General features: G+C 65.1%; 10 protein-coding genes and 1 pseudogene. 9 read left to right on the top strand and 2 right to left on the bottom strand.

The features are described from left to right. The first annotated feature begins 104 nt into the window (after nt 1-104). Entirely contained in the window at nt 105-1,460 is a 1,356-nt protein-coding gene (locus tag AC5ZG1_RS04415) for a serine protease (RefSeq protein ID WP_496132068.1), read from the top strand. A gap of 186 nt (nt 1,461-1,646) precedes the next feature. Here AC5ZG1_RS04415 and ggt read toward each other — a convergent pair. Together ggt and mutM are read right to left on the bottom strand one after the other, a co-directional pair. Then, nucleotides 1,647-3,327: pseudogene (gene ggt / locus AC5ZG1_RS04410) on the bottom strand (gamma-glutamyltransferase). A gap of 23 nt (nt 3,328-3,350) precedes the next feature. Then, nucleotides 3,351-4,235, bottom strand: coding sequence for a bifunctional DNA-formamidopyrimidine glycosylase/DNA-(apurinic or apyrimidinic site) lyase (mutM, locus tag AC5ZG1_RS04405; protein WP_028167287.1), 885 nt, complete (start codon nt 4,233-4,235; stop codon nt 3,351-3,353). 192 nt (nt 4,236-4,427) lie between these two features. Between mutM and ubiE the strand changes: the two genes are divergently transcribed. The 8 genes from ubiE (at nt 4,428) to AC5ZG1_RS04365 (ending at nt 14,273) form a co-directional block, all read left to right on the top strand. Continuing rightward, on the top strand, nt 4,428-5,189 hold the full coding sequence (ubiE, locus tag AC5ZG1_RS04400; RefSeq protein WP_130226689.1) for a bifunctional demethylmenaquinone methyltransferase/2-methoxy-6-polyprenyl-1,4-benzoquinol methylase UbiE: 762 nt from the start codon (nt 4,428-4,430) through the stop codon (nt 5,187-5,189). Next, a complete protein-coding gene (ubiB, locus tag AC5ZG1_RS04395; RefSeq protein WP_496132067.1) occupies nt 5,186-6,760 on the top strand; it encodes a 2-polyprenylphenol 6-hydroxylase in 1,575 nt (524 codons plus the stop codon). Before ubiE ends, ubiB begins: the two co-directional genes overlap by 4 nt. A gap of 52 nt (nt 6,761-6,812) precedes the next feature. Beyond that, entirely contained in the window at nt 6,813-8,225 is a 1,413-nt protein-coding gene (gene coaBC / locus AC5ZG1_RS04390) for a bifunctional phosphopantothenoylcysteine decarboxylase/phosphopantothenate--cysteine ligase CoaBC (RefSeq protein ID WP_496132066.1), read from the top strand. Beyond that, nucleotides 8,222-8,680, top strand: coding sequence for a dUTP diphosphatase (gene dut, locus AC5ZG1_RS04385; protein ID WP_496132065.1), 459 nt, complete (start codon nt 8,222-8,224; stop codon nt 8,678-8,680). Before coaBC ends, dut begins: the two co-directional genes overlap by 4 nt. 183 nt (nt 8,681-8,863) lie before the next feature. Further along, a complete protein-coding gene (locus AC5ZG1_RS04380) occupies nt 8,864-11,383 on the top strand; it encodes a PAS domain-containing sensor histidine kinase (RefSeq protein ID WP_130226693.1) in 2,520 nt (839 codons plus the stop codon). Beyond that, complete coding sequence (gene tsaE / locus AC5ZG1_RS04375; RefSeq protein ID WP_496132064.1) at nt 11,380-12,903, top strand: tRNA (adenosine(37)-N6)-threonylcarbamoyltransferase complex ATPase subunit type 1 TsaE; 1,524 nt, start codon at nt 11,380-11,382, stop codon at nt 12,901-12,903. The genes AC5ZG1_RS04380 and tsaE overlap by 4 nt, the downstream gene beginning before the upstream one ends. Before the next feature lie 78 nt (nt 12,904-12,981). After that, on the top strand, nt 12,982-13,308 hold the full coding sequence (locus tag AC5ZG1_RS04370; protein WP_496132063.1) for a PilZ domain-containing protein: 327 nt from the start codon (nt 12,982-12,984) through the stop codon (nt 13,306-13,308). Between the two features lie 242 nt (nt 13,309-13,550). After that, complete coding sequence (locus AC5ZG1_RS04365; RefSeq protein ID WP_456644501.1) at nt 13,551-14,273, top strand: nucleotidyltransferase family protein; 723 nt, start codon at nt 13,551-13,553, stop codon at nt 14,271-14,273. Nucleotides 14,274-14,393: the final 120 nt, after the last annotated feature.

Raw genomic sequence — 14,393 nt, 5'->3', positions numbered from 1 at the left:
GTCCTCCTCAGGATGAGGTCGGAATCGTGAACCCAGGTGTGGTTGTTGCCGACCAAGCAGATGTGCATAATCGACCCACCGCGCAATAACCTCCCGGATTTGTCATGAGATCGGTGCTTTCGGCAACATTGATGGTCGTGACAATGGGGAGCGCACAGGCGCAGATGACCCCGCCGTCCACCGCCGGCGCCAAACCAAAGACAGTCGCGACCGTGCCGGTCCGCCCCGCGCTGCAGAAGCCCGAGGAGACGGCGGGCGGGATGGCGCAGGCCGAGCGGCTCGCGCTGCAATCCGATCTCGCCTGGGTCGGCCAGTATAACGGCGCGATCACGGGCGATGTCAGCGAGCGCATGGTCAACGCGATCAAGGAATTCCAGAAATCGCGCGGCGGCAAGCCGACCGGCGTGCTCAACCCGCAGGAGCGTGGCGTGCTGGCCGAGACCGCGCGGCGCAAACAGGAGAGCGTCGGCTGGCGGATTGTCACTGAGCCCGGCACCGGAGCGCGGCTCGGCATTCCCTCAAAACTGGTTCCGCAACTCGCAAGCGGTGTCGACGGCGCCAAATGGACGTCAGCGACGGGGACGATCCAGGTCGTGCTGGCGCGCCGCAAGGAGGCGAGCCCGACCACCGCAAAACTTGCCGAGCGCGAGAAGAAGGAGCCGGGCCGGACCGTCGACTATACCGTCGTCAAGCCGGATTTCTTCGTGCTGTCGGGCCTGCAGGGGCTGAAGAAATTCTACATCCGCGGCACGTTCAAGGGCGACGAAGTTCGCATCCTCACCATCCTCTACGACCAGGCAACTGAAAATACCGTCGAGCCGGTGGTGATCGCGATGTCGAGCGCGTTCAACCCGTTCCCATCAGGTCCCCAGATTGCAGGTCCCCCGCCGCGCAAGACGGTGGAATATGGCACTGGCGTTGTCGTCAGCGACGACGGCGCGATCGTGACCGACCGCTTGGCCACCGACGAATGCATCGCGATCACGATTGCCGGTCACGGCAATGCCGACCGGATCGCCGAAGACAAGGAACACGATCTCGCGCTGCTGCACATCTATGGCGCGCGCGGATTGAAGCCGCTGAATATCGGCGCCACTGGCGCAAAGCCGGCGCTCGACCTCACCGGCATCGCCGATCCGCAGAATCAGGGCGGCGGCAACGCCGTGAGCAGCGCCAAGGCGACAGCCATGGCTGTCGGCAACGATGTCACGCTGACGCCGGCACCTGCGATCGGCTTCTCCGGCGCGGCGGCGCTCGATACCGACGGCAAGTTCGCCGGTCTCGCTTTGCTGAAGCCGGTGGTCGTCGCCGGTCCGGCGAATGCGGCACCCGCATCGCAGGCGATGCTGGCGCCGGCCGAGACGGTGCGCGGCTTCCTGAAAGCCCATGGTGTGACCGCGAATGGCACATCGACCGACGCAAGGGCCGCCGTGGTGCGCGTGATCTGCGTGCGGAAATAGCGCTCGCTCCTCCCCTCGCCCCGCTTGCGGGGAGAGGCCGGATGCATCGGCAGATGCAATCCGGGTGAGGGGCTGCCTCCGCGAACTCATCTCTTACCGAATTTGCGGAGACAGCCCCTCACCCCAACCCTCTCAGGGCGAGCTCTGCTCGTCCCGCCCCGCAAGAGCGGGGAGAGGGAGCCGACGTCACGCCAATCTGAACCTTACCCCCGCACGCGCCAGCCCACCGGCGATCCCGATCGGCGTGCCGTCGGCGCGCCAGCAGGCGGCGCCCAGCATGCGGCCATCCTCATCAAATTCGATCGCGTTCATGCCGCCGGCGACGGAAGATACCGGCGCGACGGTATGGCCCATCGCGGCAAGTTTCTCGCGCACGCTCTCGGGAACCGGCGAGTTCGACTTCGAGCGCATTGCCCTCGGTCCATACCCGCGGCGCCTCGACCGCTTCCTGCAGGCTCATGCCGTGATCGATCAGGTTGATCAGCGCCTGCATTGCGCTGGGGAAGATGCGTTTTCCTCCGGGCAGGCCGAGCGCATATCTCAGTTTGCCATCGCGCAGCGCCATCATCGGCGACATCGAGGTGGTGACGCGCTTGCCGGCCGCCAGCGACAGCGCGTGGCCGGGACGCGGATCGAACAGATGCATGTAATTGTTCGCGATGGCACCAAGGCCGGGGATCAGGATCTTGGCGCCGAACAGATTGTTGATGGTTTGCGTGGTCGCAACCACATTGCCGAACGCATCCGCCGCCGTCAGATGCGTGGTATGCGCGCCTTCGAGCTGCGCAACGCCCGCGGCCCAGGCCTGCGCCCGATCGGGATCGATCGCATGGCGGCGCTCTTCGGCATAGGCTTTCGACGTCAGCCGCTCGACGGGCACGTTGACATAGGCGGGATCGCCGCTTGCCGCTGCGCGATCGGCGAAGGCGATCTTCAGCACTTCGGCGAGATAATGAATCGTCTCGGCGCTGCCGAAACCGAGGCTCGCGATGTCGTAGCCTTCGAGAATGTTCAACATCTCCGCGATATGCACGCCGGATGCCGCCGGCGGCGGTGGTCCCAGGATAACCCAGCCGCGATAATCGGCGCGGATCGGCTGGCGCTCGACGGTCTTGTAGGCTGCGAGATCGGCGCGGCGAATATATCCGCCGTTCTGCTCCATGTAGTGGACGAGGATATCGCCGAGCGATCCCTGATACAGCGCGGCCTCGCCATGCTCGGCGATATACCGCAACGTCTCCGCATATTCGGCCTGCACCACGCGTTCGCCGATCTTCGGCGGTTCGCCGTTCGGAAGATAGATCGCCGAAATCGGCTTGTCCTTCAACATGTCGGCCGCGCTCTCGCGGATGCATTCGTGCAAGTAAGGCGTCACCGCATAGCCGCGGGCGGCATGCTTGATCGCGGGCTGCATGACGTCGGCAAGGCTCATGGTGCCGAATCGCCGCAGCGTCTCGCACCAGGCCATTAGCGAACCCGGCACCGCCACCGCCTTCGCACCCACGCAATTCTCATCGCCGACGGTGTCGAACACGTCATGCGCCGAACCCGGCTTCGAACTGTAGGTGTCGGGACGGACCGCGAGCGGCACGGTGCTCTGGCCGTCGATGAAGCGATGCGTGCCGTCAGCGAGACGGATATGCGCCATGCCGCCGCCGATGATGCCGACCATCATCGGCTCGACCACGGTTAGCGTGAACAATGTCGCGATCGCCGCATCGATCGCGTTGCCGCCGGCGGCCAGCATCTCGGCGCCCGCGCTTGAGGCCAGCGGATGATTGCTGACGACCATACCGCGGCTGGAGATGGCTGGTTGCTTCTCGCATTCGAAATGTGTCGCCGCGCGATCTCGCCAATTCTCGCTCATGACGTCGCTCCCATTATTGTCGGTTATTTTTGGCATTTCGGGCACCAGAACGTCGAACGACCATTCTGGGTGAAGCGTTTCACGGTGCCGTCGCAGCCCGGAGTCGGGCACTTCTCGCCTTCGCGGTCGTAGACCTGGAACGAATGCTGGAAATAGCCGAGTTCGCCATTGGTCTGGCGATGGTCGCGCAACGATGAGCCGCCGGCCTTGATCGCCTGGTTCAACACATCGTGGATCGCAGTGACCAGTCGTTCTGCGTGCTCCGTCGGCTCCTCCGTCTTCTTCCTGGCAAGCGTTGCCGCCAGCCGGCGCGGCGACAGGCGTGCGCGAAACAGCGCTTCGCAGACGTAGATATTGCCGAGCCCTGCGACCACGCGCTGGTCGAGCAGCGCCGCCTTCAGGCTGGTTTTCTTGTTGGCGCAGGAGTGCGCCAGCATCTCGGCATCGAATTCGTTGCCGAGCGGTTCGGGGCCGAGGCCCTTCAACAGCGGCTCGTCCTCGATCGCGTTGCGCGCGATCACTTTCATGTAGCCGAAGCGGCGCGGGTCGTTGAAGATGATCGCAGCCCCCGACGACATGTGGAAGATCACATGATCGTGCGCGCGGTCCTGATTGCGCTCGTAATGGAAATGTCCCGGCGCGGCCTTGTCATCGTCCTTGAGCACGCGGAACGAGCCGGACATGCCCAGATGCATCAAGAGCACGTCGCCCGAGGTCAGGTCCGCCATCAGATATTTCGCGCGACGGCCGAGACCCGCGACAGTTTGCCCTTCCAGCCGCGCGACAAAGTCTTTTTGAAAGGGAAACCGCAGGTCCTTGCGGCGGGCTTCCGCTTTCAGGATTTTCGCACCCTCCATGGACGGCTGCAGGCCGCGGCGGACGGTCTCGACTTCGGGGAGCTCGGGCATGGAAATGTCATTCACGCGGGGCGGGATCGGCAAAAGTGTAAGCGGTTTTGCGCCCCTTCGCCCGCCAAATTAACAATTTGCCAACAATCCGCCAGATCACAGCCGGTTTGGCGGATTGTGTGCGGAGGTGCTGACGTGATAGCGCCATTGCGGCGGGCGCGCTATGGTCGCGCTCCTTAAGGTAACGTGTTGATGGATCGGCGGGACCAAACCACCCATTTCGGCTACAGGGACGTTCCCCTGGGCGAGAAACAGACGCTGGTGAACGAGGTGTTCCACAGCGTGGCGTCGCGTTATGACTTGATGAACGATCTGATGTCGATCGGCCTGCACCGGGTCTGGAAGGACATCATGATCACCCAGCTCAATCCGCCGAAGAGCGAAGCGCCGTTCGCGCTGCTCGACGTCGCGGGCGGCACCGGCGATATCTCTTTCCGGGCGGCGAAGGCGGGCGGTCCCGGTTTCCGCGCCACTGTCTGCGACATCAATGCCGACATGCTCGAGGTCGGCCGCAACCGTGCTCGCGCCCAGCATCTCGATGAACGGGTCTCGTTCGTCGCCGGCAATGCCGAGGCGCTCAGCTTTCCGGACCGTTCGTTCGACGCCTACACGATCGCGTTCGGCATCCGCAACGTGCCGCGGATCGATGTCGCGCTGCGCGAGGCCTATCGCGTGCTGCGACCCGGCAGCCGCTTCCTCTGTCTTGAATTTTCCACTGTCGACGTGCCCGGCCTCGACCGGCTCTACGACATGTTCTCGTTCAGGGTGATCCCGCCGCTCGGCCGCGCCGTGACCGGCGACGCCGAGTCCTATCAGTATCTCGTCGAATCGATCCGCAAGTTTCCACGGCCGAGCGCCTTTGCCGAGATGATCACTGCCGCCGGCTTTGCGCGGGTGAAATGGGAAATCCTCTCGGGCGGCATCGTGGCGCTGCATTCGGGCTGGCGTTTGTGATCTCTGCAACAACACACATCGCGCGCCTCGCCCGCGCCGCCTACGTCTTCGCGCGCGAGGGCGTGTTCGGCGTCGTCGATCCGGCCCTGGTGCCGCCGCCGGCACAACTTCTGGTGAAGCTCGCCCGCCTCGTCGAACGGCGCGGCGCCAAGTCCGGCCCGCGGCTGTCGCGGGCGCTGACGCGGCTCGGGCCGGCCTATCTCAAGCTCGGCCAGTTCCTGGCCACACGGCCCGACGTGGTCGGCGTCGTGTTGGCCAAGGATCTGGAGAGCCTGCAGGACCGGCTGCCGCCGTTCCCGCAGGCCGAAGCCGAAGCTGTGATCGTGCAGTCGCTGGAACGCCCGCTGGCGCAGAGTTTCGTACGGCTCGGCCCCGCAGTCGCCGCCGCCTCGATCGCGCAGGTGCATCGCGGCGAGATCGAGCGCAACGGCGTGCGCCAGCAGGTGGCCGTGAAGGTGCTGCGGCCGAACGTCGCCTCCCGCTTCCGCCGCGATCTCTCCGATTTCTTCTTTGTCGCGCACAAGGCGGAAGCCCATTCGGCCGAAGCGCGGCGCTTGCGGCTGGTCGAGGTCATCAACACGATGTCGCGCTCGGTCGCGATGGAGATGGACCTCCGCCTGGAGGCTGCCGCCCTCTCCGAGATGGCGGAAAACATCAAGGACGATCCGGATTTCCGCGTGCCGGCGGTGGACTGGGACCGCACCACCCACAACGTGCTGACGATGGAATGGGTCGACGGCATCCCGCTGAACGACCGTATCAGGCTGGAGCAAGCCGAGGTCGATCTGCCCGATCTCGGCCGCAAGGTGATCCAGAGCTTCCTGCGTCACGCGCTGCGCGACGGCTTCTTCCATGCCGACATGCATCCCGGCAATCTCTTCCTCGACGATAACGGCCGGCTGGTGGCGGTCGATTTCGGCATCATGGGCCGGCTCGGGCAGAAGGAGCGGCGCTTCCTCGCCGAGATCCTGCTCGGCTTCATCACCCGCGACTATCGCCGCGTCGCCGAGGTGCATTTCGAGGCCGGCTATGTGCCGGGGCATCACTCGGTGGAGAATTTCGCGCAGGCCATCCGCGCCATCGGCGAGCCGATCCACAATCGCACCGCCGAGGAGATCTCGATGGCGCGGCTGTTGACGCTGCTGCTCGAGGTCACCGGCCTGTTCGACATGCAGACGCGTCCCGAATTGATCCTGCTGCAGAAGACCATGGTGGTGGTCGAAGGCGTGGCGCGCGGCTTCGACCCCAAGCTCGACATCTGGAAAATTGCTGACCCCGTGGTGCGCGAATGGATCGAGCGCAATCTCGGCCCCGTGGGGCGCATCCAGGGCGCGATGTCGGGGGCCGGCGAGCTCGCCCGCGTGTTCGCGCATCTGCCCGATATCGCCTCGCGCGCGGTCGCGGTGCTGGGCAATCTGGAGAGGATGACGCGCGAAGGCGTCACGCTGTCGCCGGAAACGATCGCGGCGATGGGACAGACCGAGGGCCGCAAGAACCGCTGGCGGACGATCGCGCTCTGGATCATCGCGGCCACTTTCATCGGAATCCTGATTGCAGTTCGGAATCTTTGATTGCAATGACAGCGTATGACGCTAGCATTGCTGTCAAATCGATGGTGCGGCCATGGCCAATCTGACTATTCGCAAGCTCGATGACGCCGTCCGAGATGAATTGCGCCTACGCGCAGCCCGTAACGGGCGCTCGGTCGAGGACGAGGTCCGGGTGATCCTGGGCGAGGTGGTTGCTGGGCAGCCCTCCGAGGTCCCGCCGGCAGCTCCCGCGTCGCGCCCGCAGGCCGCTGTAGCGTCGGCCAACGGCCTGGCCCGCGTCACCCTGATCATCGGCGGCGGCATCGCCGCCTACAAGGCGCTGGACCTGATTCGGCGGCTCAAGGAGCGCCAGATTCACGTTCGCTGCGTGCTGACCAAGGCGGCGCAGCAATTCGTCACCCCGCTTGCCGCCAGCGCCCTGTCGCATGAGCGCGTCTATACTGACCTGTTCGATCCCGAGAGCGAATTCGATGCCGGCCACATCCGCCTGGCACGCGAGTGCGACCTGATCGTAGTGGCGCCGGCGACCGCGGACCTGATCGCCAAAATGGCGCATGGCCATGCCGACGATCTCGCCTCCGCGATCCTGCTCGCCGCCAACCGCCCGATCCTGCTGGCGCCGGCAATGAATCCGCTGATGTGGAACAACGCCGCCACCCGCCGCAACGTGCTGCAGCTCCGCCGCGACGGCATCCTGACCGTCGGCCCCAACGCCGGCGAGATGGCGGAGGCGGGCGAAGCCGGCGTCGGGCGGATGGCCGAGCCGACGGAAATCGCCGCCGCTGCCGAACATATCCTGCGCCCGCCGCATCGGCGCCCGCTTCAGGGCAAGCGCGTGCTGATCACCGCAGGGCCAACGCATGAGGCGATCGATCCGGTGCGCTATATCGCCAACCGCTCCTCTGGCAAGCAGGGCTTTGCCATCGCCGCCGCCGCGCGAGATGCCGGCGCCGAAGTCGTCCTGGTCTCGGGGCCGGTCGATCTCGCCGATCCCCCCGGCGTGTCGGTAATCTCTGTGGAATCCGCGCGCGACATGCTGCACCGGGTGGAAGCGGCGCTGCCGGTGGATGTCGCGATTTTCGCGGCCGCGGTCGCCGACTGGCGGGTCGCCAATGAAGGCGAGCAGAAATTGAAGAAGACCACAGCCGGCGTGCCGTCGCTGCAACTGATCGAGAACCCCGACATCCTCGCCACCATCGCCAAGCTGCAGGACAAGCGCCCGCCGCTGGTGATCGGTTTCGCGGCCGAGACCGAGCATCTGATCGACAATGCAAAGGCAAAGATCGCCCGCAAGGGCTGCGACTGGATCGTGGCCAATGATGTTTCGCCGGCCACCGGCGTGATGGGCGGGGACCGCAACACCGTCCATCTGCTGACGCGCGAGGGCGAGGATATCAGCGTCGATTCCTGGCCGGTCATGACCAAGGAACAGGTCGCCACCGAACTGGTGGCGCGGATCGCGAAGGCTGTGGAGGCGAAATCGTGAGTGCGACAATCAAGGTCGATGTCAGGCAATTGCCGCATGGCGAAGGCCTTCCGCTGCCGACCTACCAGACCGCCGAGGCCGCCGGGCTCGATCTGCTCGCCGCAGTGCCCGAAGAAACGCCGCTGGTGCTCGCATCAGGCAAATATGCAATGGTTCCGACCGGGCTGACGATCGCGCTGCCGCCGGGCTATGAGGCGCAGGTGCGGCCACGCTCGGGACTTGCCGCCAAGCACGGCGTGACCGTGTTGAATTCGCCTGGTACCATCGACGCCGACTATCGCGGCGAGATCAATGTGCTCCTGATCAATCACGGCGAGGCGCCATTTTCGATCCGACGCGGCGAGCGCATCGCGCAGATGGTGATCGCACCGGTCGTGCAGGCGGAACTGGTTCCCGTGACCGTGCTGTCCACTACCGAACGAGGCAGCGGCGGCTTCGGCTCGACCGGGCGATAAGCCATTCGAATGCGGATAAAATTTGCGCTGGCGCATGAATTGAGCCCCGCATTTTTCACAGCGTGTCTTGCGTTCACGATCTGGACTCTTACTCGCTGAGTCAGCTTGAGGATATGCTTCCTCGATTCGTGAGCACGGCGGAGGTCTGACGCCGGGCTGAAGTCGTGCGTTCTGGGGCAAATTATGTCAGGCGTGGTCGCCGCAATGCGTCGAAGCCTGCTGTCGTGCACCTCACTGGCGCGCGACGGCCTGATGGGGCTCGCCGCTACATTGGCGCTGCCCACGGGATCGGCACGCGCCGGTGACTGGCTGTTCGAGCCGGCGATCTCGGCGTGGTTCGACCTCGATCACCAGGAATTCGTTCTTTTCACCGCCGCGGTTGCGTTGCTCGGCTTTTCCGTGGTCGCCGCGATCCTCTTGATGCGCACGCGCGCTCGCGCCAGCCGGAGCGAGGGGCGCCTGCGCGCCGAGATCGCCGATCTGCAGGCCCAATCCGATCGTCTGCGCGCGCTGCTGTTTGCCGAACCGCAGGTCCTGATTTCCTGGGCGGCCGGCAACAATCGCCCCGAGATCAGCGGCGACATCGCATTGCTGACCTCGCAGGAGGCGACCCAGACCTCGCCCCAGCGCGTGCTGGCATTCGGAACCTGGCTGCCGCCGGAACCGGCGCTGCAGATGGACCACGCCGTCGACGCGCTGCGCGAGGCCGGCCAGGGCTTTCTGCTCAACCTCACGACCGCGAACGGCCGCGCGATCGAGGCCATGGGTCGCGCCATCGGCGGCCAGGCGATCGTGCGGATGCGCGAGCTCGGCGGCTTGCGCCGCGAATTGGCCGAGGCCAATCTGCGCTACAAGATGCTGCAGGAGGAAACCGAGCTGCTGCGCGATTTCGCCGCCGCCGCACCCTGGCCGATCTGGGCCAAGAATGCGCAGGACGATCTGCGCTATGCCAATACGGCCTATCTGCGGGCGACCGAGGGCGCGAGCATCGCGGATGCAATCACCCGCAATCTCGAGCTCCTGGAGAACGATCAGCGGGTCGAGATGGCCAAGGCGCTGCACGAATATGCAACCTATGCCGCGCGACTGCCGATCGTGGTCGGCGGCGAGCGCCGGATCTACGACGTGCAGGCGATGAAGCTTGCCGGCGGCAGCGCCGGCATCGCCATCGACGCCAGCGAGGTTGCCGCCCTTCGCGCCGCGCTCACCCGGATGGCGGAAGCGCATCGCCGCACCCTCGACCAGCTCTCTTCCGGCGTCGCCGTGTTCGACGCCGACCGGCGGCTCGCCTTCTACAACGAATCCTATCGCCGCCTCTGGGATCTCGATCAGGCATTCCTCGATAGCAACCCGGACGATTCCAGCGTCCTCGATCGGCTGCGCGCCGCGCGCAAGCTGCCGGAGCAGCCGGACTTCCGCGCCTGGAAGGCCAAGCTGCACGAAGCCTATCGCGCGGTCGAATCGGAGAGCTACACCTGGTTCCTGCCGGACGGCCGCGCGGTCAGTGTCGTCACCACGCCGAATCTCGAAGGTGGCGTCACCTATCTCTTCGACAACGTCACCGAAAGCCTCGATCTGGCGCGTCGCTTCGACGGCCTGATCCGCGTCCAGCACGAGACCCTCGACAATCTGAACGAAGCAGTCGCGGTGTTCGGCAGCAATGGCCGGGTGCAGTTGTTCAACCCGGCATTTGAGAAGATGTGGCGGCTGCCGGCGGATGCGCTGCGCGAGCAGCCGCATATCGAGACCGTGGAAGCGCTGTGCAGGCCGCTGTTCGACGATCCGATCGTCTGGCGCGCGCTGCGCGAGGCGATCACTGCGATCGAGAACCGGGCCCAGGTTGCGCTGAAGCTCGAGCGCAAGGACGGCAGCGTGCTGCATTGCATGACCATGCCGCTGCCCGACGGCGCGACCATGCTGACATTCCAGGACATCACCGACACCGAGAATGTCGAACGCGCGCTGCGCGAGCGCAACGAGGCGCTGGAAGCGGCCGACCAGATGAAGGTCGATTTCGTCCACCACGTGTCCTACGAATTGCGCGCGCCGCTCACCACCATCATCGGCTTTGCGCATTTCCTGTCTGATCCCTCGACCGGACCACTCAACGCGAAGCAGGCCGAATATCTCGACTACGTCACCAAATCGACCAACGCGTTGCTCGCGCTCACCAACAACATCCTCGATCTCGCCACCATCGATGCCGGCGCGATGACGCTCGAGCTCGGCTCCGTCGATATCGGCAAGACGATCGAGGCCGCGGCCGAAGGCATCCAGGACCGGCTCGCGACCGACCGCATCACGCTCAAGGTCGACATCGAGCCCAATATCGGCGAATTCATCGGCGACGAACGGCGCGTGGTGCAGGTGCTCTATAACCTGCTCGCCAACGCCGTCGGCTTCTCCCCGCATGACGGGACGGTCACGATCTCTGCGCGACGTGCCGACCACAGCGTCGTATTCGCGGTGACCGACACCGGCCCGGGCATCGCGCCTGAGGTCAAGGACAAGGTATTCAACTGGTTCGAGAGCCATTCCCATGGCTCGCGGCACCGTGGCGCCGGCCTCGGCCTGTCGCTGGTGCGCTCCTTCGTCGAGTTGCATGGCGGCAAGGTCCGCGTCGATTCGACTGTCGGCAACGGCACGACCGTGACCTGCATCTTCCCGGTCGACCAGAACGCGCATCGCAACGCCGCCGAATGATTGTCACCAGCACATTCTCGGTCGCACTCGCCAATGAGGCGGCGACCGCGCATCTGATGGCGGATCTCGCGCTCTTGATCGGCCCCGGCGAAGTCATCGCGCTCTCCGGCGATCTCGGCGCCGGCAAGACCGCCGCGGCCCGCGCGCTGATCCGCTATCTCGCCACCGATGATACGCTGGAAGTGCCGAGCCCGACCTTCACGCTGGCGCAAACCTACGAGTTGCCGGCGTTCCCGCTTGTTCATGCCGATCTCTACCGCATCAATGACGCGAGCGAACTCGAGGAGATCGGGCTGTCGCCCTTGCCTGACGGCGCGGTAGCGCTGATCGAATGGCCGGAGCGCGCACCGGATGCCTTGCCACCGGATCGTATCGACATCGCGCTGAGCCACCGGCCGGCGCTGGGATCGAACGCGCGGGCGGCCGAGATCACCGGCCACGGCAAGGCCGCCGTCGTCGTCACGCGGCTGAACGCGCTGCGCCAATTCCTCGACAATGCCGGCTACATCGACGCGCGGCGCGAGCGCATGCCGGGCGATGCCTCGACCCGCTCCTACGCCCGGCTGTTCGACGACAATGGCAGCGTCATCCTGATGAATTCGCCGCGCCGCCCCGACGGGCCGCCGATCTATGACGGCAAGTCCTACAGCGCCGCCGTCCATCTCGCCGAGGACGTCAAGCCGTTCGTCGCCATCGACAACGGACTGCGCGAGCGCGGCTTCTCCGCACCCGCGATCCGCCACTCCGACATCGATCTGGGATTCCTGATCACCGAGGATTTCGGCAAGGACGGCGTCGTCGAAGGCAACCCGCCGGCGCCGATCACCGAGCGCTATGAAGCCGCGACCGACATGCTGGCAGCCCTGCATCGCGAGAAGCTGCCAGAGGAGCTGCCACTGTCGCCGCAGCTCACCTACGACATCCCCGTCTTCGACATCGATGCATGGCTGGTCGAGCTGGGCTTGATGATCGAGTGGTACTTGCCGCAGCGCGGCGTCACCCTCGCATCGGATTTACGCAATGAATTTCTTGCGATGTGGCGAACGCTCCTGGAAAAGCCGGCCGAGGCGCCGCGGACCTGGGTGCTCCGCGACTTCCACTCGCCCAACCTGATCTGGCTCGGCGAGCGCACCGGCATCCTGCGGGTCGGCCTGATCGACTTCCAGGACGCGGTGCTGGGACCTGCCACTTACGACCTGGTGTCGCTGCTCCAGGACGCGCGGATCGACGTGCCCGAGCAGCTCGAGCTCACGCTGCTCTCCCGCTACATCAAGGCGCGGCGCGCCACCGAGGAGCATTTCGACGCGGCCAGCTTCGCCGAGCTCTACGCGATCATGTCGGCCCAGCGTAACACGCGTCTGCTGGGCACGTTTGCGCGGCTCAACGGGCGGGATGGCAAGCCGCATTATCTCAAGCACCAGCCGCGGATCTGGACCTACCTCACTCGTTCACTGGCCCACCCGGCACTGGTCGGCCTCCGCGAATGGTACGCGGCCCACGTTCCGCCGCCGGTTGCCTGATTTACCCCCTGTTAGCCCGAGCCGCCCTAGTGTGACACACGCTCCGGATGCAGAGCGCGGCTTGGTTAACGATTGAGTTTGGCGATGAAGACAGAACGGCGCCGCGGCGAGCGTGTCACCTTCGAACGCGGCATTCCCGCGCACATGATGGGGATCGATGGCACGTGGCGGCGCGACTGCACCATGGAAGACGTTTCCGAGACGGGCGCCAAACTGACGGTCGAGGGCTCCGTGGAGGGCCTGCACCTGAAGGAGTTCTTCCTGCTGCTGTCATCGACCGGGCTTGCCTATCGCCGCTGCGAATTGTCCTGGGTCAACGGCGATCAGATCGGGGTCAATTTCCTCAAGCAAGGCGACAAGAAGAAGAAGGCGGGCAAGCGCGGCTCGCAACCCGCCGAGGTCTGAAGACTGCTGTTTTAGAGCATGATCCGGAAAAGTGGAGACCGGTTTTCCGAAAAGATCATGCTCAAACAAGGAGATGAGATCATGATCCCGATTTTGTCGAATCGGATCATGATCCAGGACGTTTTCTTTCCCGTCGCACGGGCGTCATGTCCGGCGACTATCGCGTCGACCTTATGCGCGCCCCAAATCGGCGTGATAGGATAGCGCGCGTCACGATTTGAACGGTTCGAGAGCCCGGAAGAATGTCCGTCACCCCCCGTAGAGCCATGGTCCTCGCCGCCGGTCTCGGCCTGCGCATGCGGCCTTTGACCGACCATATGCCGAAGCCGCTGGTGAGCGTGGCGGGGCAGCCGCTGCTCGATCATGTCCTGGACAAGCTTGCCGCTGCCGGCGTGAGCGAGGCGGTGGTCAATGTGCACTATCTGCCCGACCAGATCATCGAGCACGTCAAGACGCGGAAGCAGCCGCGCGTGATCATCTCGGACGAGCGTGACAACGTGCTGGGCACCGGCGGCGCGGTGGTGAAGGCGTTGCCGCTGCTCGGGCGTGAGCCGTTCTTCCACGTCAACTCCGACACCATGTGGATCGATGGCGTGCGGCCGAACCTGGCGCGGCTCGCGGAGACCTTCGATCCTGCGAAAATGGATATCCTGCTGCTGATGGCGCCAACCGCGAGCAGCATCGGCTATGGCGGCCGCGGCGACTATTCCATGCTGCCGGACGGCGCCTTGCGCAAGCGGCGGGAACAGCAGGTGGTGCCGTTCGTCTATGCCGGCGCCGCGATCATGTCGCCGTCGATCTTTGCCGACGCCCCCGCAGGCGAGTTCTCGCTGACCAGGCTGTTCGACCGCGCCAACGAGCAGGAACGGCTGTTCGGGCTCAGGCTCGACGGTGTCTGGATGCATGTCGGAACCCCCGACGCCGTGCAAGCCGCGGAAGAAGCGTTTTTGGAAAGCGTGGCCTGATCCGCTAGGGCCCGCCACACTCCGGCCGGCATGCCCCGCGCATGCGGAGCATCCAGTACGCCGCAGCCTCTCGACTTATTCACTGGTGCCTGTGGAATACTGGATCACTCGCCTTCGCGG

It is taken from the genome of Bradyrhizobium sp. Leo78 (assembly GCF_059512425.1).
This window is presented reverse-complemented; position numbering and strand designations above follow the sequence as displayed.

Excerpts from the sequence above, each read along its gene's own strand:
- tsaE (WP_496132064.1), top strand. The coding sequence starts at position 11,380 with ATGATTGTCACCAGCACATTCTCGGTCGCACTCGCCAATGAGGCGGCG.
- AC5ZG1_RS04380 (WP_130226693.1), top strand. The coding sequence starts at position 8,864 with ATGTCAGGCGTGGTCGCCGCAATGCGTCGAAGCCTGCTGTCGTGCACC.
- coaBC (WP_496132066.1), top strand. The coding sequence starts at position 6,813 with ATGGCCAATCTGACTATTCGCAAGCTCGATGACGCCGTCCGAGATGAA.
- mutM (WP_028167287.1), bottom strand. The coding sequence starts at position 4,235 with ATGCCCGAGCTCCCCGAAGTCGAGACCGTCCGCCGCGGCCTGCAGCCG.
- AC5ZG1_RS04365 (WP_456644501.1), top strand. The coding sequence starts at position 13,551 with ATGTCCGTCACCCCCCGTAGAGCCATGGTCCTCGCCGCCGGTCTCGGC.
- AC5ZG1_RS04415 (WP_496132068.1), top strand. The coding sequence starts at position 105 with ATGAGATCGGTGCTTTCGGCAACATTGATGGTCGTGACAATGGGGAGC.
- ubiE (WP_130226689.1), top strand. The coding sequence starts at position 4,428 with ATGGATCGGCGGGACCAAACCACCCATTTCGGCTACAGGGACGTTCCC.